This is a genomic window from Comamonas thiooxydans, from assembly GCF_002157685.2.
Classification (GTDB): Bacteria; Pseudomonadota; Gammaproteobacteria; order Burkholderiales; family Burkholderiaceae_C; genus Comamonas; species Comamonas testosteroni_H.
On record NZ_AP026738.1, the window covers coordinates 5,892,909 to 5,914,097 of the forward strand.

Below are 21,189 nucleotides of genomic sequence, written 5' to 3' on the forward strand. Positions count from 1 at the left end.
GCAGGCCTTTTTTGCGATAAGTGCTACGAAAATTACTTGGCGCAGGCCTGCAAGGCCTTGGGCACCAGGTTCTTGCCAGCCAGCGCCGCCACTTCGTTGCGCAAGCTCGGCGTGGCCTTGGGCAGACGCAGCGCATAGGTGGTCACATCGGGGCGCTCCTGCACCACGCGCGCGGTGCGCACGCCCTGGCGCGCGAAAGTGGCCAGCTGACGCTGGGCAGCTTCTTCCGTCGAAAAACGCCCCAGCGACAGACCGGGCTCGAAGCTGCCGCCGGCGCGGTCGAAGTCGATATTCATCAGGCGCAACTCGCCGCGCTTGCGATCCATGAATTCGGCGTCTGGGAACTTGCCCATATAGACCATCCAGCGCCCGCCCTGATGGCTTGCCACCAGCTCCCAATCGCTCCTGGATTTGCCCGCCAGCGCACGGCGAATGCTGTCGGCCTGCGCCTCTTCGATGCCGTTGGCCTGATAGCAGGCCTCGGGCTCCTTGATAGCTGTCTTGGCATCCTTCGTGTCCTTGGCATCCTTGGTTTCCCTGGCCGCGACGGTTGCGGCTTCGGGCTTGCCATCCGACTTGCTTTCGGGAGCGGCGGGCGGCGCGCTGTCGTCCACCGCAGGTGCTTCGGGCTCCGCAGTTTTTGCGGGTTCAATGGTCGGAGCTTGCGCCGCTTCGGGCTGCTGCAGCACCAGGGCATCCGGCCTGATCTGCTCCTGAAGGCGCTGCGGCTCGGACTGCAACTCCGGCGCCAGCCCCATGCCGGCCAGATGGCCGTGGCTCCACAGGTAGTAGCCGGCGTTGCCCAGCACCAGGAGCAGAAAAACAATTCTCAGCATGGCGTTCCCATATCAATGTTATCCGCCAGGTTACAGCCCTTACTTAGCCTGTGAACCTGGCGCATTCCAATCGCGGGCAGCCGGGCAAGGGCGGCCCCGCAGCGAGGGCTGCGTCCTTCTCCCCTGGCGCGCAGCGCGTAGAGAGAGGAGGAAGGCGTAAAGCGCCTCAGGAGGTGCTTCATTTCAAGCCTGCAGCGGGCTGCCGGCCGGACGCACGCTGATTTCAGAGCTGGTCACGGCTTGCAGCCCGGTCGCTGTACGCACCAGAAAGCCGCCATCGGCAGCCACACCCTGAGCCATGCCGCTAGTGCCGTCGCTCAGATTCACCTCGCGTCCGGCCAGCAGGTCGCGCTGGGCGAAACGCTGCATCAGCGGCGCAAAGCCATGCCGGGCAAAGCTCTGCACCTCGGCCACTAGGTTGGGCAATATGCAGGCCAGGGCCGTGGGCGCATCCAGCGCGGCATCGAGCTCCTGCAGGCAGGCCGGGGCCGTGCGCATGCCGTCACCAGGACGGGGACGCACATTGATGCCGATACCGATCACCACATAGCGCGGCGCCGTCATATCGTGCTGTTGCCCGCCGACAAAGCTGGCGGTCTCGATCAGAATACCGGCCAGCTTGCGGTCGCCCTCCAGCCACAGATCGTTGGGCCATTTGATGCCGATCTTGGGCGCAGCCCCCGCTGCGGGAAGCTGGGGCTGCAGGCTCTCGGCCACACTCACGCCCACCGCCAATGACAGCCCCGACCAGTCGCGCGGTGCCAGCGGCAGGCCCAGCGAGAACATCAGCGAATCACCGACGCCGCTGACCCAATTGCGGCCCAGGCGGCCTCGGCCCTGGGTTTGCTGCTCGGCAATCAGCAGCACCGGCTCCGTCAGTCCGTCGCGCGCGCGGCGCATGAGTTCGGTATTTGAGGAGTCGATGGTCGGCAGCACCTCGACCGTAAAGCCCGGCAACTGCGGTGCAATGGCTTCCCACAAGGCTTCGGCATTCCAGTGAATCGGCTGAGTCATTTTTCTTTATCCAAAATTTCTATTCAGCGAGCACGCCTTGAACAAGCATGTTCCAACTCAGAGACGCCGAGAAAGAGCCGCCTCGCGGCGATGGCGTCGTCCCCCTCCCGCGAAGCGAGAGAGGGGGAAGCGGCAAAGCCGCTCAGGGGGAGCCGTGAGGCATCGGAGGCTTCCAGCCCCGCTTCGGCGCCAGCATGGTGCCGCGGCAGTTCGCAGCGCCACAGTAGCAGGCATATTCAGCCTTGAGCTTGGCCGTATAGCGCTCCTCCACCATCAGGCCATAGTCGTAGTTCAGTTCCTCGCCCGCTGCAATATTGCGTAGCGCCACGATATAGACGCGACCGTCAATCTCGTCGGTGTAGCAGTTGGGCGCGCAGCTGTGGTTGATCCAGCGCGAGGAATTGCCCTTGTGCGTGGCGTCTATCACCCGCTCATCGTCGACCTGAAAGTAAAAAGTGTGATTGGGCTGGCTGGGATCATGCGGATGACGGTCCTGCGCCTCCTGCCAGTCAATCACTTCACCCACGTACTCAATAATGGTTTCGCCTTCCGCAATATCCTGCGCGGCGAAAACGCCTTTGCCATGCACGCCGGAGCGCCGGGTCTGGATACGACGGCCTGTGGAAGAGGCCAGTGATGTGCGGGGCATGTTTTCTCTGATACTTTGAATATGCACACATGTGCGCATGCGCGCGCGTGAGAAGCGAATTGTATGAGCCTGAGTTTCGATTCGGGTTCAGGTGGTTAATGACGACGAGAACACACAATGACTAAAACCCTGGTGATTGCAGAAAAGCCTTCTGTCGCACAGGACATCGTCCGTGCGCTGACCCCGGTGGCAGGCAAGTTCGAAAAACACGATGACTATTTCGAATCCGACAGCTATGTGGTGACCAGTGCGGTCGGCCACCTGGTGGAAATTCAGGCGCCCGAAGAATTCGATGTCAAACGCGGCAAATGGAGTTTTGCCAATCTGCCGGTCATCCCCCCGCGCTTCGACCTCAAGCCCGTGGACAAGACCAAGACCCGTCTGAACGCCGTGGTCAAGCAGGCCAAGCGCAAGGATGTGACCGAACTCATCAACGCCTGTGACGCGGGCCGCGAGGGGGAGCTGATCTTCCGCCTGATCGAGCAATACGCGGGCGGCGCCAAGGGCGGCCTGGGCAAACCCGTCAAGCGTCTGTGGCTGCAATCCATGACGCCGCAGGCGATTCGCGACGGCTTCAACAATCTGCGCAGCGATGCCCAGATGCAGGGCCTGGCCAGCGCCGCGCGCAGCCGCTCCGAAGCCGACTGGCTGGTGGGCATCAACGGCACGCGTGCCATGACGGCCTTCAACTCGCGCGACGGAGGCTTCTTCCTGACCACCGTGGGTCGCGTGCAGACCCCCACCCTGTCCCTGGTGGTGGAGCGCGAGGAAAAGATCCGCCAGTTCGTCAGCCGCGACTACTGGGAAGTGCACGGCACTTTCGACGCCCAGGCCGGCCAGTACCTGGGCAAGTGGTTCAACCCGCAGTGGAAGAAATCGGACGATGCCGAGGCCAAGGCCGACCGCCTGTGGAACAAGGCCGATGCCGAAGCGATTGCCGCCGCCGTGCAGGGCAAGCCAGCCCAGGTGACCGAAGAGAGCAAGCCCACCACTCAGGCTTCGCCCCTGCTGTTCGACCTGACCAGCCTGCAGCGCGAGGCCAACGGCAAGTTCGGCTTCTCGGCCAAGACCACGCTGGCGCTGGCGCAAAGCCTGTACGAACGCCACAAGGCCCTGACCTACCCGCGTACCGACTCGCGCGCCCTGCCCGAGGACTATCTGCCCGTGGCACGCCAGACCTTCGACATGCTGGCCACCAGCGGCATGCGTCATCTGGCGCCCTTTGCCCAGCAGGCCATCAACGACAACTACATCCGCCCCACCAAGCGCGTCTTCGACAACAGCAAGGTGTCGGATCACTTTGCCATCATTCCGACCACCCAGGCTCCTTCGGGCCTGTCGGAAGCCGAACAGAAGCTGTACGACCTGGTCGTGCGCCGCTTCATGGCCGTGTTCTTCCCCAGCGCCGAATACCAGGTCACCACACGCATCAGCAAGGTGGAGCAGCACAGCTTCAAGACCGAGGGCAAGGTGCTGGTCAAGCCGGGCTGGCTGGCCATCTACGGCAAGGAAGCCGCCAACGAGGTGGAGGACGCCAAGGAAGGCGACAAGGGCCAGCCTCTGGTGGCCGTGAAGCCCGGCGAGCAGCCGCGCACCCACCACGCCGATGTCAAGGGCCTCAAGACCAAGCCGCCTGCACGCTACTCCGAAGCCACGCTGCTGGGTGCCATGGAAAGCGCCGGCAAGCAGATCGACGACGACGAGCTGCGCGAAGCCATGCAGGAAAAAGGCCTGGGCACGCCAGCCACGCGTGCGGCCATCATCGAAGGCCTGCTGACGGAAAAGTACATGCTGCGCGAAGGCCGCGAGCTGATCCCCACGGCCAAGGCCTTCCAGCTGATGACGCTGCTGCGCGGCCTGGAAGTCGAGGAGCTGTGCCGCGCCGACCTGACCGGCGAATGGGAATTCAAGCTGTCGCAGATGGAAAAAGGCCAGCTCTCGCGCGAAGCCTTCATGCAGCAGATCCAGGCCATGACCGAGAAGCTGGTCAAGAAGGCCAAGGAATACGACCGCGACACCATTCCCGGCGACTACGCGACGCTTTCCACGCCCTGCCCCAACTGCGGCGGCGTGGTCAAGGAAAACTACCGCCGCTACGCCTGCACGGGCGCCAATGGCGCCAGCGAAGGCTGCGGCTTCTCGTTCACCAAATCCCCTGCCGGCCGCACCTTCGAGACGGCCGAGGCCGAGCAGCTGCTGCGCGAGCGCCGCATCGGCCCGCTGGAAGGCTTCCGCTCCAAGGCCGGCTGGCCGTTCGTGGCCGAAGTCGCCATCGTGCGTGACGAGGAAAACAGCAACTTCAAGCTGGAATTCGACTTCGGCGACGACAAGGACTCCGAGGACACCGGCGAGATCGTGGACTTTGCCCACCAGCAAAGCCTGGGCCCCTGCCCCAAGTGCGGCTCGCCCGTCTTCGAGCATGGCGCCAACTATGTCTGCTCCAAGGCCGTTCCCACGCTGGCCCAGACCACGCCCAGCTGCGACTTCAAGAGCGGCCAGATCATCCTGCAGCAGCCCATCGAGCGCGAGCAGATGAGCAAGCTGCTGCAGACCGGCAAGACCGATCTGCTGGAGAAGTTCGTCTCCAACCGCACGCGCCGCAACTTCAAGGCCTTCCTGGTCTGGGATGGCGCTGCGGGCAAGGTGAACTTCGAGTTCGAGCAGCGCGAAGGCAAATACCCGGCGCGCAAGACGGCTGGCGCAGCAGCGGCCAAGACCACGACGGCTGCCGCCAAGAAGACAGGCACCGCAGCCAAGAAGACCGCCGCCAAGACGGCGACCAAGGCGACGACCAAGACCGCTGCGGTGAAGAAGCCCCGCACCGTGAGCGCCACGCTCAAGCCCAGCGCCGATCTGGCCGCCGTGATCGGCAGCGAACCCACCTCGCGCCCCGACGTGATCAAGAAGCTCTGGGACTACATCAAGGCCAACGGCCTGCAGGATGCCAAGGACAAGCGCGCCATCAACGCTGACGCCAAGCTCAAACCGGTGTTCGGCAAGGAGCAGATCAGCATGTTCGAGCTGGCCGGCATTGTGGGCAAGCATGTGAGCTGATCGCCAGCCCTGCCACCCAGCACATAGAGACCGCCACGGCTTTGCCGCCGGCGGTCTTTTTCATTTCAGGCAGCGCAGCGCAAGGCGTTCAGATACGCAGATATGGCCGTGTTGGCGCGCTGGCGCAGCAAGTCCGGATCCGGCGGGACATCGGTGGCCAGATAGCTGTGGTTGAACAGGCCATACAGAATGCACTGGCACACCCGTGCTGCATCGCGCACCGGGTAGTCCGGGGACAGATCGGCGGCCTGCTCTATGGCTGCGGCCCAGGCGTCCACAAAGCGCTCGAACATCTTCCGGTAGGCCTCGGAAGTGGAGTAGTGGCGCTCCAGCAGGTAGTGGGCACCCCATTCATCTGCCCGCTCGCGGTGCGCCTGCAACTGTGACTCCACCACCGCCTCGGCAATCTGCATCAGCGGCTGGCCTGCATGGCTGCCGGTCACGCCGCGAATGCCCAGCAGCAGCGACTTGGAGCGCAGATGCAGGCAAACCTTGGCCAGGTCCTCCTTGCCTGAGAAGTACTCATAGAAGCTGCCCAGCCCGGTGCCCGCCACCAGGACGATCTCGCGCACGGTGATTTCCGCGTAGCTGCGCTCAAGCAAAAGCCGAACAAAGGCGTCCTGCAGGGCCTGAAACGTCTGCCGCGCACGGGACTGCAAAGGGCGGCGACGCCCTGCTGTCGCGGCGGAAGGAGTACGTGGTTTCATGCTGGCCAAATCCGAACACCTTTTTTGCACGGTTTCCTAGAATTTTTGACAGGTACCTCGATGCCATTGTGCATTGCGGCCTGATGAATAAAAAATTCTTATGAGAGGACGGAGACAAGCATGCACCCTCGTATTTCCACTCCCCTGGCGGCAGTGGCTCTGGCCTGCGCATCACTCGTTCATGCGCAGCCGGCCACGGTGGTGAAGATTGCCTCGCTGGATGCCATGAGCGGCCCCATGGCGGGGCTGGGCCTGAATGTGCTCAAGAGCTTCCAGTACAGCGCCAAGCTTGCCAACGAGCAAAGCTGGGCCGGTGCCGTGAAGTTCGAGGTCGTGCCCTTCGACAACCGCCTCTCCGCCCAGGAGGCACTGAGCCAGCTCAACTCCATCATCGGACAGAACATCCGCTATGTGGTGCAGGGTGCCAGCTCCTCGGCCGTGGGCCTGGCACTGCAGGAAGCCATCGAAAAGCACAACAGCCGCAACCCCGGCAAGGAAATCATCTACCTGAACTATGCGGCCCAGGCGCCGCAGATGACCAATGCCAGATGCAGCTACTGGCACTTTCGCACCGATGCGAATTCGGACATGAAGGTGGCCGCGCTGACCTCCTATCTGGCCGGGCAAAAGCAGGTGAAGCAGGTCTTTCTGCTCAACCCCAACTATGCCTACGGCCAGGAAGTCTCGCGCGCCGCACGCAGCATGCTGGCGGCCAAGCGCCCCGACCTGAAGATCGTGGGCGATGACTTCCACCCGCTGGGCCAGGTCAAGGATTACTCCCCCTATATCGCCAAGATCAAGCAATCCGGGGCCGATGCCGTCATCACCGCGGACTTCGGTGCCGATCTGGCGCTGATCGTGCGGGCCGCACGCGAAGCTGGCTTGAGCACGGACTTCTACACCCTCAACGGCAACAACTTCGGCGTGCCCAGCGCCATGGGTGCGGCAGGACAGGGCCGGGTCAAGCTGATCTCGGCCTTCAGCCCCAACTCTGAGCCGCTGATGAGCAGCCCGCTGCTGCCGGGCTTCAAGCGCCAGTTCAACGAGGACTTCATCAACGGCCTGGGCCATAACGCCATGCTGATGCTGGCCCAGGCCATTCGCGAGGCCAAGTCCGTGGAACCTGCCGCCGTGGCGGCCAGGATGTCGGGCGTGCGCTTCGAAGGTCTCAACGGCCCCGTGGAAATGCGCAAGAGCGATCACCAGGCCCAGCAACCCATCCATGTGCTGAGCTGGGAACAAGTGGACGGCAAGACCGTGGTGCATGACCAGGAAGGAACGGGCCTGGGATGGAAGCCCGTGAGCACGGTTTCCGCACAGGCGGCCAGCCTGGACACCAGCTGCAAGATGAAACGGCCATCCTGAACCTGCCCTGGCGGCCTACGACCGCCAGTTGCGCATGACATAGAAATCACAAAGCCCTGCGCCCTGCTGCGGGCAGGGCCACATAGCAAGAAGGAGACATCATGACCGGCATTCATCCCCATAACCAGGCTCCGGAGCTCAAGGACTACAACGTCTACACCAGCGACCCGGTGCTGCAGCGTGCCGTGACACGCGGCGGCGCACAGTGGCGCGACCCGGAGCTGCAACGCCAGGGCGCGGAATATGGCGCCGAAGCCACGCTGCGCGCCGCAGAAGAAGCCAACCACTTCGAGCCCGAGTTGCACACGCATTCGCCCGCAGGCGAGCGTATCGACCAGGTGCGCTTTCACCCCGCATGGCACCAGATGATGACGATTGCACGGCGCAACGGCATCTCCAACCTGCCCTTCACCGACAAGCGGCAGACGGCCTGGGCGGCCTATGGCGCATCGCTGTTCATGCACAGCCAGATCGAGTCCGGCTCGACCTGCCCGACGACCATGACCAAGGCCAGCATTCCGCTGGTGCGCATCAACCCGCAACTCAATGCGGTGCTGGGGCCGCTGCTGGAATCCACCGATTACGACGCGCGCGACATTCCCGCCGAGGGCAAGCGCTCCATCACCGTGGGCATGGGCATGACGGAGCGCCAGGGCGGCAGCGATGTGCGCAGCAACACCACGCGTGCCGTGGCCCTGAACCCATCGGGCAGCAGCGGCCCCTGGGGCGAGGAATACCTGATCACCGGCCACAAGTGGTTCTTCTCGGCCCCCATGTGCGACGGACATCTGGTGCTGGCCAAGACCGAGGAACGCGGCCCCACCTGCTTTTTCGTGCCACGCTGGCGACCCGACGGCAGCAAGAACGCCATTCACATCCAGCGCCTCAAGGACAAGGTGGGCAACCGCTCCAACAGCAGCAGCGAAGTGGAGTTCGACGACGCCTGGGGCGTGCTCATAGGCCAGGAAGGCCGGGGCATTTCCACCATCATCGAAATGGCTACCTACACCCGCCTGGACTGTGCGCTGTCCAGTGCTGGCTTCATGCGCCAGGCCCTGGTCCAGGCCCTGCATTACACGCGCAACCGCCATGCCTTCGGCCTGCCTCTCGCCGAGCAGCCGGTGATGACCGGCCTGCTGGCCGATATGGCACTGGAATCCGAAGCCGCCACCTGGCTGGCCATGGATCTGGCTGCACGCTTTGGCTCCGAAGACGCCCTGGATCAGGCCTGGCGCCGCATCGTCACGCCTGCCGCCAAGTTCTGGAACTGCAAGCGTGCCGTGGGCTACACCGGCGAAGCCATGGAAGTCTTCGGCGGCAACGGCTATGTGGAGACCGGACCCATGGGTCGCTTGTTCCGCGAGGCACCCGTCAACTCCATCTGGGAGGGGTCGGGCAACGTCATGTGCCTGGATGTGCTGCGCGCCATTGCCCGCAACCCGGACGACGCCCATCTGCTGCTGGACCATCTGCGTGAAGTCGGTTCGGAGGAAGCCGTGCTGCGTGCGCAGGTGGACAAGCTGCGCGAGGCCGTCACCCAGCCCCCGCAGGAGCTGGAGCGCGAGGCTCGCCGTTTCACCCAGCGCCTGGCCACCACGGTGCAAGCCACGCTGATGCTGCAGCATGCGGGCAGCGACAGTGCTTCGGCCTTCATCGGCAGCCGCTTCGACCCGGACTGGGGCCCGGTGGCAGGTGTTGCCTGCGGCAGCAGCGACCCGGCCGCCCTGCTGCGCAATGCCTGGACAGGCTGAGGAGGACGCCAGCCATGATGAATTTCATTTCCCTGCTCGACCAGCAGGCACGCACGCGCCCCGAAAAACTGGCGCTGCGCGCCGACGGCCAGGACTGGAGCTATGCCGCACTGGCACTGGCAGGCCGCCGAGCCGCCACCGTGCTTTATGAGCAAGGCGTGCGCCAGGGCGACAAGGTAGGCCTGCTGTGCTTCAACACCCCGGGCTTTGTGTTTGCGCTGCTTGGCGCCTGGCGGCTGGGTGCGGTCGTCGTGCCCATCAACCACAAGCTGCAGGCCCCGGAAGTCAGCTACATACTGCGCCATTCGGGTGCTCGACTGTGCCTGGTGGACGGTGCGCGCGCTTCGCTGATCACAACCATCCAGGCAGAACCACAGCCACTGACAGGCATGCAGTGGCTGAGCACGGCTTCTGCAGCCGAAGGCCTGGGCTTCTTCGATGAGCTGCTGGCGCAGGCTGCGCCCTGCGGCGACGAGCATGGCCGACCCGCGCCACACGCGCTGGCCGAGATTCTCTACACCTCCGGCACCACGGGCCAGCCCAAGGGCTGCCTGCACAGCCATGCCAATGTCTTCCATGCCGCCCTGTGTGCAGCTGCGGCCACCTCGCTGGCGCCCACGGAGCGCACGCTGATCGCCATGCCCATCTGGCACTCGTCGCCACTGAACAACTGGTTTTTGGGCACCTTGCTCATGGGCGGCACCGCCGTGCTGATGCGCGAATATGCGCCCAGGGAGTTTCTGGAAACGCTGGCGCAGGAACGCATCAGCTTCACCTTTGGCGCACCGATTGCATTTCTGGCTCCGCTGTCCGTGGTGCCTGATGTGGCCAGCTACGACTTCAGCGCCATGCGATTGTGGGCCTACGGCGGTGGCCCGCTGGGCGCAGACATGGCACGCAAGCTGGCTCAGGTCTATCGCAGCGACCGCTTCATGCAGGTCTATGGCATGACCGAATCAGGTCCGCTGGGCACCGTGCTCTACCCCGAAGAAGCCGTGGCCAAGGCAGGCTCCATAGGCCGCTGCGCCATACCCGGCGTTGAACTGGAGGTGCGCCGCCAGGACGGCAGCCTGTGCGGCCCCGGCGAAGTGGGCGAGATCTGCCTGCGCTCTGCGGCCATGATGCAAGGCTATCTGGATAATCCCGATGCCACGGCCGCCGTGCTGGACGACCAGGGCTGGTATCGCAGCGGCGACCTGGCGCGCGTGGACGAGGACGGCTATCTCTACATCGTGGACAGACTCAAGGACATGATCGTCACCGGCGGCGAGAACGTCTATTCCAAGGAAGTGGAAGACGTGCTCTGCACCCACTCCGATGTGCAGGACGTGGCCGTCATCGGCCGCCCTCATCCCGAATGGGGCGAGACCGTGGTGGCGGTGCTGACCCTGAAGCCTGGCAAGACGCTGGTCCATGACGATCTGCGCCAGTTCATGGAAACCAGGCTGGCTCGCTACAAGATTCCGCGCATCTTCGAAGTCCGTGACACGCTGCCGCGCACCGCGACCGGCAAGCTGCTCAAGCACATGCTGCGGGGCAGTGCGAGCAGCCATTGAGAGCGAAGGCACTGTCGCAAAACCGCTTCGGACAGGTTCGGCGCCGCATGTCCTGGGCATGCGGCGCTTTCCGTTCGGGCCGACGTTCCCGGTGCCGTGCCCGGGTAACACGGATGACATGGATGGGTCTTTGCAATCCGCTATAAGCATTGGTATGCAACTGAACCACGACCTGCTGACGGAGCGCCCGGCGCGCCAAGTCTCCCTCTCTGGAGCCTCCAATTTCCGTGATCTGGGCGGATATCGGGGCCTGGACGGCCGCCGCCTGCAATGGGGCAAGCTGTACCGCTCCGCCCATCTGGCGCATCTGACACAGCAGGATCTGGAGCAACTGCAAAAGCTGGGTATCCACCGCAGCGCGGACTTTCGCGGCGAAGGTGAAAGCGCGCATCTCTCCTATGACTGGCCCAGGATCGAACGCCATGCCCTGGTCGTCGAGCCCACGGTAGTGCAGCGCGCCCAGTCCATGATGGAGCAGGGCCGCAACCTCAGCAGCAGCGATACCGAGGAGCTGATGCACGACACCTACCGCAGCTTTGTGAACGTGTACGGCAATCGCTTTGCACAGTTCCTCGCGCTGCTGCAGCTCAGCGATGCGCCGCTGGTCTTTCACTGCACGGCCGGCAAGGACCGCACGGGCTGGGCCGCTGCCCTGCTGCTGACGGCCCTGGGTGTGGACGAGGAGCAGATCATGGAAGACTATCTGCTGACCAATCAATACTTCAGGCGCCCCGCCCAGATGTACGGCCAGCTGTCCGAAGAGGCTCTGGATGCGCTATGGCGCGTGCAGCCGTCCTATCTGATGGCCTCGGTCGATGTGGTGCGCGCCCAGCATGGCAGCGTGGACCGCTATCTGACCCAGGTGCTGGGTGTGGATGGCGCCGCGCGCGAGCGGCTGGCCGAGCTGTATCTGGAGACCTGATCAAATTTGATAGCTTTCAATGCTTATCCAGAATTGGTTTCATACCAATCTCAGGCAAAACAAGCTGTTACGGCGGGGGATTTTCGGCCCGCTACCATGGGCCATAAGCCGCAATGGATGCGGACAAGGAAATGCAGATGCGCAAATGGCTCTCCCTGGCCGCAGCCGCCGCCACGCTGGCGCTGACGGCCTGCTCCGGCACCATGCCGGCCTCCTCCAGCTCCAGCGGTTCCGGCAGCGTGGAAATCTTTGGCACGGTGGACACAGGCGTCAGCCGCACCTGGTAGGCCTCGCCGCAGGCACAAAAAAAGCCCGCCGTGCTCCATGCACGGCGGGCTTTTGTTTTTGCTGCGTAATTAACGGCTGACGTTGGCGTCGGCCACGGTCAGCGCCGTCATGTTCACGATACGGCGCACCGTGGTGCTGGGCGTCAGCACATGCACGGGCTTGGCCGCACCCAGCAGCACCGGACCCACCGCAATGCCACCGCCGGCCGCCTGCTTGAGCAGGTTGTAGCTGATGTTGGCGGCGTCGATGTTGGGCGACACCAGCAGGTTGGCATCACCCAGCAGCGTGCTGTTGGGCATGAGCTTGGCGCGGGCCTTGCCGTCCAGAGCCACATCGCCGTGCATTTCGCCATCGACTTCCAGCCAGGGAGCCTGCTCGCGCAACAGCTCCAGGGTCTGGCGCATCTTGACGGCGCTGGGCTGGTTGCTGGAGCCGAAGTTGGAGTGGCTCAGCAGCGCAGCCTTGGGCTTGATGCCGAAGCGCATCATTTCCTCGGCGGCCATGATGGTGATCTCGGCCAGCTGCTCGGCCGTGGGGTCGTAGTTGACGTGGGTATCGACCAGGAACACCTGGCGCTCGGGCAGCAGCAGACCGTTCATGCAGGCATAGGTGGCCACGCCGCTGCGCTTGCCGATGACCTGATCGATGTAGTTCAGGTGCACATTGGTATTGTTCCAGGTGCCGCAGATCAGGCCGTCGACCTCGCCCTTGTGCAGCAGCATGGAGCCGATCAGCGTCAGGCGGCGGCGCATTTCAATCTTGGCGATGGGGGCAGTGATGCCCTTGCGCTCCGTCATGCGGTGATAGCTCTGCCAGAAGTCGCGGTAGCGCTCGTCATGCTCGACGTTGACCACGTCGTAGTCGGCACCTTCCTTCATGCGCAGACCGAACTTCTCGATGCGCTGGGCAATGATGGCGGGACGGCCGATCAGTGTCGGGCGGGCAATGCGTTCATCCACCACGATCTGGGCCGCGCGCAGGATGCGCTCTTCCTCGCCCTCGGCATAGGCCACACGCTTCTTGGTGGCCTTCTTGGCGGCATGCACGATGGGCTTCATCATGGTGCCAGAGGCGTAGACAAAGGTCTTCAGGTGCTCGCGATAGGCATCCATGTCCTGGATGGGACGCTTGGCCACACCGGCTTCGGCCGCAGCCTGAGCCACGGCGGGTGCCACGATCAGCATCAGGCGCGGATCGAAGGGCTTGGGAATCAGGTACTCGGGGCCGAAGCTCAACACCTCGCCCACATAGGCGGCTGCCACTTCTTCGGACTGCTCGGCCTGGGCCAGCGCGGCAATCGCGTGCACGCAGGCGATCTCCATGGAGGTGGTGATGGTGGTCGCACCGCAGTCCAGCGCACCACGGAAGATGTAGGGGAAACACAGGACGTTGTTGACCTGGTTGGGGTAGTCCGTGCGGCCCGTGGCGATGATGGCGTCGTCGCGCACCGCCTTCACATCTTCAGGAATGATTTCCGGGTTGGGGTTGGCCAGCGCGAAGATGATGGGCCTGGCCGCCATCTTCTTGACCATGTCCTGCTTGAGCACGTTGCCGGCGGACAGGCCCAGGAAGGCGTCGGCGCCCTCAATCACCTCACCCAGCGTGCGCAGCTCGGTCTTCTGGGCAAACAGCGCCTTGTCCGGGTCCATCAGCTCGGTACGGCCCTCGTAGACCACGCCGGCAATGTCGGTCACGAACACATTCTCGCGCTTCAGGCCCACTTCCAGCAGCAGGTTCAGGCAGGCCAGAGCCGCGGCGCCGGCACCCGACGCCACCAGCTTGACCTCTTCGATCTTCTTGCCGGCGACCTTGAGCGCGTTGACCATGGCCGCTGCCACGGTGATGGCCGTGCCGTGCTGGTCGTCGTGGAAGACGGGAATGTTCATGCGCTTGCGCAGCTCGCGCTCCACGAAGAAGCACTCGGGCGCCTTGATGTCTTCAAGGTTGATGGCACCGAAGGTGGGCTCCAGCGCAGCAATCACGTCGACCAGCTTTTGCGGGTCCTTCTCGTCGATCTCGATATCGAACACATCGACGCCGGCGAACTTCTTGAACAGCACGCCCTTGCCCTCCATCACGGGCTTGGAGGCCAGCGCACCGATGTCGCCCAGGCCCAGCACTGCCGTACCGTTGGAGATCACGCCCACCAGGTTGCCGCGGCTGGTGTATTTGAAGGCCGCAGCGGGGTCCTTGACGATTTCCTCGCAGGGCGCAGCCACGCCGGGCGAGTAGGCCAGAGCCAGATCATGCTGATTGGCCATGGGCTTGGTCGCCGTGATGGCCACCTTGCCGGGCTTGGGGAACTCGTGATACTCCAGGGCTGCCTGACGCAGCAACGCACGTTTATCAATCGAGGTAATGGGCTTGGTGTCGGACATCAGCGGTCTCCAGCTCGCAAAGTAAGTCATCCGCAGTAAGGACTCTCTATAGGCACACAGCCCGGCCCCTGTGCTCCTGCGGACGATGAAATCGGATTTTGGATTGTAGGCCGAGTGCTATCAAAAAAAGAGGGGGTGCAGCTCGGCGTTTAAGGTCAAACAGCCATGACTGTTCAATAACAATGCAAACAAAATCATAACATTATGCAAACAATGCATAAGACATGAAGATTTTGCACCTCAGGGCGTGCAGGCATCGTCGCGATAGAGCTCGGCATAAGGCTCGCCATCGAAATGCAGCTTCCGGCTGTCCTGCAAATGCGGCATCGCCGTGCGGACGTCGTATCCCTGAGCTGCAATCAATATCTCGGGCGCCAGAGTCGTGCTGTGTTCCATAGGACTTTCGGAGATCGCCGCCTCTTCACTCCCCTGGAGACTCCTCATGGCCTCGTTCGCCCAATATGCCAGTGGCACCTCCAGCACTGACTGATCATTGCCCTGGCGAGGGCTGTCCACACAAGGAGGAACTCCAAGGCCATGATCAGACACGTAAAGCAGCGCGCTGGGCGCGTCAGACGCTTCATCCACCATTCGAATCCAGTCGGCCAGCAGGTCCGAGGTATAGCGAATCGAGTTATCGTAAGCATCTGTGCCCTCATAGCGGGAACGAGGGTAGCGCTGGGAGATATCGGGATGACTGCCATAGGTATGAAGAACCACTAGCTTGTGTGACGCTTCATCCGCCAGCGACTTCTTCAGCCAAGTCGTCATCACTTCGTCATGTGCCCCATTGCCCACCTTGGCATAGACATCCGCAGAGCGACGCAATATCTGCGAGTACATATCCTCGCTCTTGTCATTGAATCTGGAGTTGGAAAAGACAAAGGTCTTGTAGCCAGCATGCCGAGCCAAATCCAGGAACGAAGGCGAGGCATTTTTCTGGCTGTCGAAAGCAGACTGCCCCGTCAAAATATAGGGCAGCGCCTTTGCGGTATTGAAGCCATGAGCCATGACCTTGTAGGTACGCAAACCGGAAACCTGCCTCAGTGACTGATTGGTATCGTCTTCCTGATAGCCCAATAGTGACCAGCGATGGCTGCTGGCGCTCTCCCCAATAATCACCACCAAGGTGTTCGCCTGAGACGCACCTGGCCTGGCAGGCAGTGTCGGCTGATAGAAAACCTCTTTTTCCAGATCTCCATAACGCACTGCAGCCTTGGCCATATGCATGGGGTAGATATGACGCAGTTTATGCACATAGTCATTGACGGTGAACTGCTGAGTCATGCCAAAGGCAAAAAAGCTGCTCCAGAGCAATCCTATGCCCAGCAGTATTCTTTTCTCCCATTTCTGAAATGGAGCTGCTCCAGCCTTGCAGTTTTTAAAGAGAAAGTAGCCACATCCGAAACTTGCCACCAGCCAGCACAGCACGACCAGAATCATCTGGTGGTTGATAGAGTTCAGGAACTCGGTGGCCTCATGAGCCTCGGTGCGCAGCAGCGTGGCAAGGGAAAACTCATCGATCATGTTTCCCAAAAACTGGGCATGAAAAATATTCGCAGCGCCGATAAAAATCAGAAGTGGAATACAGATCGCCAGAGACTTTCGGGACAGCGCCAAAGGATAGAAGAATAGCGCGGCCAACAGCGTGTAGCCCACCTCTTTTCCATGTGATCGAATGAGAAACGGAGGTGAAAAAAGCAATATCCAGGCGAGTAGGGAGCCCAGTCTCATTGCAAAGGAAGATATATTCATTTTTCGTGACAGATTTGTGACGATTGTATGAAATACTTCTTTTGTTAAATAGCCGCTCAAGCAGCGCTCACCACTGATTTCCTAGGACTTGACCCGCAGGGCTATGATTCGCGGCTTCTCTTCTCGACCGAAAGTCCGCCCATGCTTCCCCGCCACAACGACCCGATTGCCGCCATTGCCACCGCTCCGGGGCGTGGTGCCGTGGGCATTGTTCGGGTCTCCGGCAAAGGCATTGCTGCGCTGGTACGGACGCTTTGCGGCAAGGATCTGAAACCGCGCGAAGCGACTTATCTGCCCTTCAGGGATGCGGGCGGCTCGCCCATAGACCATGGCCTGGCCATCTACTTTCCCGGCCCGCACAGCTACACGGGCGAGGATGTGCTGGAGCTGCAGGCCCATGGCGGCCCCGTGGTGCTGCAGCTATTGCTGGCACGCTGTCTGGAAGCAGCACAGAGCGCCAATGAAGATGGCAAGCCGGTGCTGACTGGGCTGCGCCTGGCCCAGCCCGGCGAGTTCACCGAGCGTGCTTTTCTCAACGACAAGATCGACCTGGCCCAGGCCGAGGCGATTGCCGACCTCATCGATGCCAGCACCGAAGCCGCCGCGCGCAGTGCCAGCCGTTCGCTGTCCGGCGCGTTCTCGCAGGAAATCCATGTGCTGCGCGATGCCCTGGTGCATCTGCGCATGCTGGTGGAAGCCACACTGGACTTCCCCGAGGAGGAAATCGACTTTCTGCAGAAGGCCGATGCCTTTGGCCAGCTGGAGCGCCTGCGCCACCAGGTCACTGCCGTGCTGGCACGCGCCCACCAGGGCGCGCTGCTGCGCGAAGGCATCAAGGTGGTGATTGCCGGCCAGCCCAATGCAGGCAAAAGCTCGCTGCTCAACGCGCTGGCGGGGGCCGAGCTGGCCATTGTCACCCCCATTGCCGGAACCACGCGCGACAAGGTGCAGCAGACGATTCAGATCGAGGGCGTGCCCCTGCATGTGATCGACACCGCAGGCCTGCGTGACAGCGATGACGAGGTGGAGCGCATCGGCATTGCACGCGCCTGGGACGAGATTGCAGCAGCCGATGCCGTGCTCTTCCTGCACGACCTGACCCGCGTGGAACAGGCCGACTATGCGGCAGCCGATGCCGATATCGCCCGTACCCTGCAGGACAGGCTGCCCGCGCAGGTACCGGTCATCCATGTCTGGAACAAGACCGATATGGCGGCTGCCGACGTGCAGTCCCGCCACACCGCCCAGCTCAATGCCGAGCAGATCGCCTTGTCGGCCCGTACCGGCGATGGCCTGGATGCGCTGCGCAAGCGCCTGCTGGAAGTGGCGGGCTGGCAATCCGCCCCCGAAGGCCTGTACCTGGCCCGCGCCCGCCATGTGGAAGCCCTGCAGGCCGTGGATGCCCATCTGGAGATGGCCGACGAGCAGCTGGCGGCGCAATCCGCCCATCTGGATCTGCTGGCGGAGGAGTTGCGCCTGGCACAGCTGTCGCTGAACTCGATTACCGGCGAATTCAGCTCCGACGACCTGCTGGGGGTGATCTTCTCCAGCTTCTGCATCGGCAAGTAAAGCGGCCGGCAGGCCCGCTACACTACTCAAGCGGGCATAAAAAAACGCCACCTTTTCAGGTGGCGTTCTTGTTGGCGCTGGCGCCGTGCTTACTTGCCTTCGGCAGCCTTGCCGAACTTGGGCAGGTTGAACTGAGGCGGCACGCCCATGCGCTTGTTGATGATCCACTGCTGAGCGATCGACAGAATGTTGTTCGTCAGCCAGTACAGCACCAGACCCGAGGGGAAGAAGAAGAACATCACGCTGAACATCAGCGGCATGATCCACATCATCTTGGCCTGCATGGGGTCGGGAGGAGCGGGGTTCAGGGCGGTCTGCAGCAGCGAGGACAGCGTCATCAGCAGCGGCAGGATGAAGAAGGGATCCGGCACCGAAAGGTCATGAATCCAGCCAATCCAGGGCGCGTTGCGAATTTCCACACTGGACTGCAGCACCCAGTACAGAGCCATGAAGACAGGGATCTGAATGACGATGGGCAGGCAGCCGCCCATGGGGTTGACCTTCTCCTCGCGGTAGATGCGCATCATCTCCTGCTGCATCTGCTGGGGCTTGTCCTTCAGACGCTCGCGCATTTCCTGAATGCGGGGGTTGATGGCCTTCATCTTGGCCATCGAGGAGTAAGCCTTGGCATTGAGCCAGTAGAAGGCAATCTTCAGCAGCACCACCAGGGCCACGATGGACCAGCCCCAGTTGCCGATGAACTTGTGCAGCTCGGACAGCAGCCAGTACAGCGGCTTGGCCAGAATCGTCAGCCAGCCATAGTCCTTGACCAGTTCCAGACCGGGCGAGAGCTTTTCCAGCATGGGCTCGATCTGAGGACCGGAGAACAGGCGCGAGCTCACGGTCTTGGTCTGGCCGGGCTCCACCGTGCCCACGGGCGTGATCATGCCCACGGCGTAGAGGTTGTCACCCACCTTGCGCACGAAGTTGTCGCGCTGGATGCCGTCGGCCAGCAGCCAGGCGCTGGCGAAGTAATGCTGCACCATGGCCACAAAGCCATTGGGAGAGGCCTTGTCGACCTCGGCCTTGCCGCTTTCGATGTCCTTGAACTCGACCTTGTGGTACTTCTTGGCGTCGGTATAGACGGCAGGACCGGTGAAGGTGGAGTAGAAGCTGGACTCATGCTCGGGCTTGTTGCCGTCGCGCACCAGCTGCATGTACAGCTGGGGGTTCACGGCGGTCGAGCCGGTGTTGACCACATCGTGCTGCACATCGACGGCATAGGAGCCGCGCTTGAGCGTGAAGGTCTTGATCAGCTTCACACCGCCCTGGTCGGCAGACTCGAAGCGCACTTGCACGCTGTCCTGACCGTCCTTGAGCTCGCGCTCGCCGGGCATCACGGTCATGGGAGTCTTGTGCGTGGGGAAGTTGCCGCCGATCAGGCCGGTCTGACCCAGGTAGACGCGCTTGGCGTTTTCCTCGAACACCTGCATGAGCTTCTTGTCATCCGTGGTGTCGGAGTACTTGAGCAGCTCGGAAGCTTTTAGCGTGCCGCCTTCGCTGTCGAAGGTCAGACGCATCACATCGCTGCCCACGATCACATCCTGACGGGGCGTCACGGCTGCTGCGGGCTGAGCCGCGGCATTGGCAGCACCGGGCACGTCGCCGGCAGAAGCAGCTGCTGCGGGCTGAGGCACGCTGACGTCAGCAGGCTTGACATCAGCCGCAGCAGGCGCACTGACCGTCTGCGGCGATGGGAAGAAGGTGGGCTTTTTGCCGTTATGGATTTGCCATTTGTCCCAGAGCAAAACCATGGAAAAGCCAAATATCACCCACAGTATGGTGCGGCGAATATCGTTCATGAAGACTTCTTAGGTGAGGAAGGTTGGGTGGTCGCGGAAGAGTCCGAGGCATTGTCCAGAAAGGAAAACAGCCTGGGCTTTTGCTGTGGCACGGGATCATGCCCTCCGTCACACCACGGATGACAACGCGCCAGCCGGCGCACCGTCAGATAAGAGCCTACCGCAGCGCCGTGTTGCTCCAGCGCTTGAAGGGAATAGGCCGAGCAGGTCGGCTCGAAGCGACAGGCCGAGCCCAGCCAGGGACTGAGCAGCAGCCTGTAGCCACGCACTACAGCCATGAGCAGTCGCTGCATCATGGCTGGTTCTCCAGCTGATTCGCTATCGAATCAGTAGCTTTTTGCGCTTTACCATCAATGGCTTGAGGTGAATTTTTCTTCAAATCCACCTCCGCCTCGGCGGTCTGACGGGCCTGCGTCAGGCGGCGCGCCCCGGTCGCAAAAAGCTGTTGCAGTTCCTTGCGGACCGCTGCCTTGAGCTGATCCGAAGTTGCACTGACGAATTGCTTACGGTCAAACCCCGAGCGCAGGCGCACCACATAGGAAGCACACAGCAGGGCATCCTCGTAATCCGAGGACACCGCGTAGATCTGGCGCTTGATGGTGTGGCGCGTGACCGAGCGGCGTGCCCAGCGCTTGGGCACCATGGCACCCAGCCAGGCCTGCTTGCGCACGGCACCAATGCCAAACAGGGCCTGCGGATCGTTCGATCCGGGCCCTGTCCTGGGGTTGGCAACCATGTCGGGAACCTCGGCCACCAGCTCCATGCGATGCAGGGCGAAGTGCGGGGTACGGGCAATCGTGCCCGCGGACATGGTGGCCTGGAATTGCGGACGCGTTTTCAGCCTTTGCATAGGAGAGCCTCCGTTCAGAGGCCTTCAGCGCAGCGAATGAGCAGACCGCTAGCCAACGCCGGCCTTAGACGGCCAGACGCTTGCGGCCCTTGGCGCGACGTGCGTTGATCACGGCACGGCCACCCTTGGTCTTCATGCGGACCAGGAAACCGTGGGTACGGGCGCGGCGGATCTTGGAAGGTTGGTAAGTACGTTTCATGTTGGTTCCTTGAGAAGGTTCAGTATTTGCGTCGGCAAGGCGCCATGTCTGCGCCCGACCATTCCGGTTTTGCGCCGCACACTGTCACCGCCAAACCCGATATTTTTTCACATGCCGTGCATGTCATCGGACCAGAAGGCAACAAACGGAACAAAGCACCCGCCACAGCGCCTAAAGCAACTGGGCGCGCGCGCACAAAAAAGGCGCCCGGCTCATATCACCCTGAACACATTCAGGGAAACCGGGGATTATCACAGCGTTGCGCCTTTGATGCAATGACCCTTGAATTTGCTAAGGACTCACGGGGTATCCCGTCCAGCACCTGCGTGGCCCAGAGATTCTTTACAAACAGCAGGCTGCCAATCTATTAGGATGTGCAGCCTATAACGCACCGGAGTCGGGGACAGCCTTCTGATATTTTGTGGATAACTTCCGCAAAAGCTACAATACCAACCCCGCAACTGTTCCTCCTATCCACAATTAGACTTTTGACA

At 62.2% G+C, this 21,189-nt stretch carries 17 protein-coding genes; 7 read left to right on the forward strand and 10 right to left on the reverse strand.

Annotated elements, in window-relative coordinates:
• Positions 1-32 precede the first annotated feature (32 nt).
• The 3 genes from CTR2_RS27430 to CTR2_RS27440 all read right to left on the reverse strand — a co-directional run bounded on the left by CTR2_RS27430 (position 33) and on the right by CTR2_RS27440 (position 2,499).
• On the reverse strand, positions 33-836 hold the full coding sequence (locus CTR2_RS27430) for a sporulation protein (RefSeq protein ID WP_087085593.1): 804 nt from the start codon (positions 834-836) through the stop codon (positions 33-35).
• Between the two features lie 183 nt (positions 837-1,019).
• On the reverse strand, positions 1,020-1,850 hold the full coding sequence (locus tag CTR2_RS27435; protein WP_053282364.1) for a biotin--[acetyl-CoA-carboxylase] ligase: 831 nt from the start codon (positions 1,848-1,850) through the stop codon (positions 1,020-1,022).
• Between the two features lie 142 nt (positions 1,851-1,992).
• On the reverse strand, positions 1,993-2,499 hold the full coding sequence (locus CTR2_RS27440) for an SET domain-containing protein (protein ID WP_087085592.1): 507 nt from the start codon (positions 2,497-2,499) through the stop codon (positions 1,993-1,995).
• Positions 2,500-2,616: 117 nt separating this feature from the next.
• On the opposite strand from CTR2_RS27440, the gene CTR2_RS27445 reads away from it, so the two are divergent.
• Entirely contained in the window at positions 2,617-5,553 is a 2,937-nt protein-coding gene (locus CTR2_RS27445; RefSeq protein ID WP_087085591.1) for a DNA topoisomerase III, read from the forward strand.
• Positions 5,554-5,618: 65 nt separating this feature from the next.
• On the opposite strand, the gene CTR2_RS27450 is transcribed toward CTR2_RS27445, so the two are convergent.
• Complete coding sequence (locus tag CTR2_RS27450) at positions 5,619-6,212, reverse strand: TetR/AcrR family transcriptional regulator (RefSeq protein WP_087085590.1); 594 nt, start codon at positions 6,210-6,212, stop codon at positions 5,619-5,621.
• 168 nt (positions 6,213-6,380) lie between these two features.
• Between CTR2_RS27450 and CTR2_RS27455 the strand changes: the two genes are divergently transcribed.
• The 5 genes from CTR2_RS27455 (at position 6,381) to CTR2_RS27475 (ending at position 12,141) form a co-directional block, all read left to right on the forward strand.
• On the forward strand, positions 6,381-7,625 hold the full coding sequence (locus tag CTR2_RS27455) for a branched-chain amino acid ABC transporter substrate-binding protein (protein ID WP_087085589.1): 1,245 nt from the start codon (positions 6,381-6,383) through the stop codon (positions 7,623-7,625).
• A 101-nt stretch (positions 7,626-7,726) separates the two neighbouring features.
• Positions 7,727-9,376 (forward strand): acyl-CoA dehydrogenase family protein, encoded by a 1,650-nt coding sequence (locus tag CTR2_RS27460; protein WP_087085588.1) that lies wholly within the window; start codon positions 7,727-7,729, stop codon positions 9,374-9,376.
• A gap of 14 nt (positions 9,377-9,390) precedes the next feature.
• Positions 9,391-10,932: a class I adenylate-forming enzyme family protein gene (locus tag CTR2_RS27465; RefSeq protein ID WP_087085587.1), complete on the forward strand. Its 1,542-nt coding sequence runs from the start codon at positions 9,391-9,393 to the stop codon at positions 10,930-10,932.
• Between the two features lie 154 nt (positions 10,933-11,086).
• A complete protein-coding gene (locus CTR2_RS27470) occupies positions 11,087-11,854 on the forward strand; it encodes a tyrosine-protein phosphatase (protein WP_087085586.1) in 768 nt (255 codons plus the stop codon).
• A 113-nt stretch (positions 11,855-11,967) separates the two neighbouring features.
• Positions 11,968-12,141, forward strand: coding sequence for a hypothetical protein (locus tag CTR2_RS27475; RefSeq protein ID WP_176391760.1), 174 nt, complete (start codon positions 11,968-11,970; stop codon positions 12,139-12,141).
• Between the two features lie 69 nt (positions 12,142-12,210).
• Here CTR2_RS27475 and CTR2_RS27480 read toward each other — a convergent pair whose 3' ends face one another.
• Positions 12,211-14,520 (reverse strand): NADP-dependent malic enzyme, encoded by a 2,310-nt coding sequence (locus CTR2_RS27480; RefSeq protein ID WP_012840379.1) that lies wholly within the window; start codon positions 14,518-14,520, stop codon positions 12,211-12,213.
• 240 nt (positions 14,521-14,760) lie between these two features.
• Positions 14,761-16,335 (reverse strand): sulfatase-like hydrolase/transferase, encoded by a 1,575-nt coding sequence (locus CTR2_RS27485; RefSeq protein ID WP_254913486.1) that lies wholly within the window; start codon positions 16,333-16,335, stop codon positions 14,761-14,763.
• 81 nt (positions 16,336-16,416) lie between these two features.
• Here CTR2_RS27485 and mnmE point away from each other — a divergent pair, with 81 nt between their 5' ends.
• Entirely contained in the window at positions 16,417-17,844 is a 1,428-nt protein-coding gene (gene mnmE / locus CTR2_RS27490; RefSeq protein WP_087085584.1) for a tRNA uridine-5-carboxymethylaminomethyl(34) synthesis GTPase MnmE, read from the forward strand.
• Between the two features lie 89 nt (positions 17,845-17,933).
• Here the strand turns inward: mnmE and yidC are convergent, their stop codons facing one another.
• From yidC to rpmH, 4 genes are all read right to left on the reverse strand, one after another.
• Positions 17,934-19,646, reverse strand: coding sequence for a membrane protein insertase YidC (yidC, locus tag CTR2_RS27495; RefSeq protein WP_087085583.1), 1,713 nt, complete (start codon positions 19,644-19,646; stop codon positions 17,934-17,936).
• Positions 19,643-19,942: a membrane protein insertion efficiency factor YidD gene (gene yidD / locus CTR2_RS27500; RefSeq protein ID WP_003060017.1), complete on the reverse strand. Its 300-nt coding sequence runs from the start codon at positions 19,940-19,942 to the stop codon at positions 19,643-19,645. The genes yidC and yidD overlap by 4 nt, the downstream gene beginning before the upstream one ends.
• Positions 19,939-20,496 (reverse strand): ribonuclease P protein component, encoded by a 558-nt coding sequence (locus CTR2_RS27505; protein WP_087085582.1) that lies wholly within the window; start codon positions 20,494-20,496, stop codon positions 19,939-19,941. The genes yidD and CTR2_RS27505 overlap by 4 nt, the downstream gene beginning before the upstream one ends.
• 64 nt (positions 20,497-20,560) lie before the next feature.
• A complete protein-coding gene (rpmH, locus tag CTR2_RS27510) occupies positions 20,561-20,695 on the reverse strand; it encodes a 50S ribosomal protein L34 (protein ID WP_003060014.1) in 135 nt (44 codons plus the stop codon).
• Positions 20,696-21,189: the final 494 nt, after the last annotated feature.

Bases quoted from the DNA above. Each gene is read 5' to 3' on its own strand.
- CTR2_RS27440 (WP_087085592.1), bottom strand. From the start codon at position 2,499: ATGCCCCGCACATCACTGGCCTCTTCCACAGGCCGTCGTATCCAGACC.
- CTR2_RS27445 (WP_087085591.1), top strand. From the start codon at position 2,617: ATGACTAAAACCCTGGTGATTGCAGAAAAGCCTTCTGTCGCACAGGAC.
- CTR2_RS27435 (WP_053282364.1), bottom strand. From the start codon at position 1,850: ATGACTCAGCCGATTCACTGGAATGCCGAAGCCTTGTGGGAAGCCATT.
- CTR2_RS27455 (WP_087085589.1), top strand. From the start codon at position 6,381: ATGCACCCTCGTATTTCCACTCCCCTGGCGGCAGTGGCTCTGGCCTGC.
- CTR2_RS27480 (WP_012840379.1), bottom strand. From the start codon at position 14,520: ATGTCCGACACCAAGCCCATTACCTCGATTGATAAACGTGCGTTGCTG.
- CTR2_RS27460 (WP_087085588.1), top strand. From the start codon at position 7,727: ATGACCGGCATTCATCCCCATAACCAGGCTCCGGAGCTCAAGGACTAC.
- yidC (WP_087085583.1), bottom strand. From the start codon at position 19,646: ATGAACGATATTCGCCGCACCATACTGTGGGTGATATTTGGCTTTTCC.
- CTR2_RS27430 (WP_087085593.1), bottom strand. From the start codon at position 836: ATGCTGAGAATTGTTTTTCTGCTCCTGGTGCTGGGCAACGCCGGCTAC.
- mnmE (WP_087085584.1), top strand. From the start codon at position 16,417: ATGCTTCCCCGCCACAACGACCCGATTGCCGCCATTGCCACCGCTCCG.
- rpmH (WP_003060014.1), bottom strand. From the start codon at position 20,695: ATGAAACGTACTTACCAACCTTCCAAGATCCGCCGCGCCCGTACCCAC.
- yidD (WP_003060017.1), bottom strand. From the start codon at position 19,942: ATGATGCAGCGACTGCTCATGGCTGTAGTGCGTGGCTACAGGCTGCTG.
- CTR2_RS27505 (WP_087085582.1), bottom strand. From the start codon at position 20,496: ATGCAAAGGCTGAAAACGCGTCCGCAATTCCAGGCCACCATGTCCGCG.
- CTR2_RS27475 (WP_176391760.1), top strand. From the start codon at position 11,968: ATGGATGCGGACAAGGAAATGCAGATGCGCAAATGGCTCTCCCTGGCC.
- CTR2_RS27465 (WP_087085587.1), top strand. From the start codon at position 9,391: ATGATGAATTTCATTTCCCTGCTCGACCAGCAGGCACGCACGCGCCCC.
- CTR2_RS27470 (WP_087085586.1), top strand. From the start codon at position 11,087: ATGCAACTGAACCACGACCTGCTGACGGAGCGCCCGGCGCGCCAAGTC.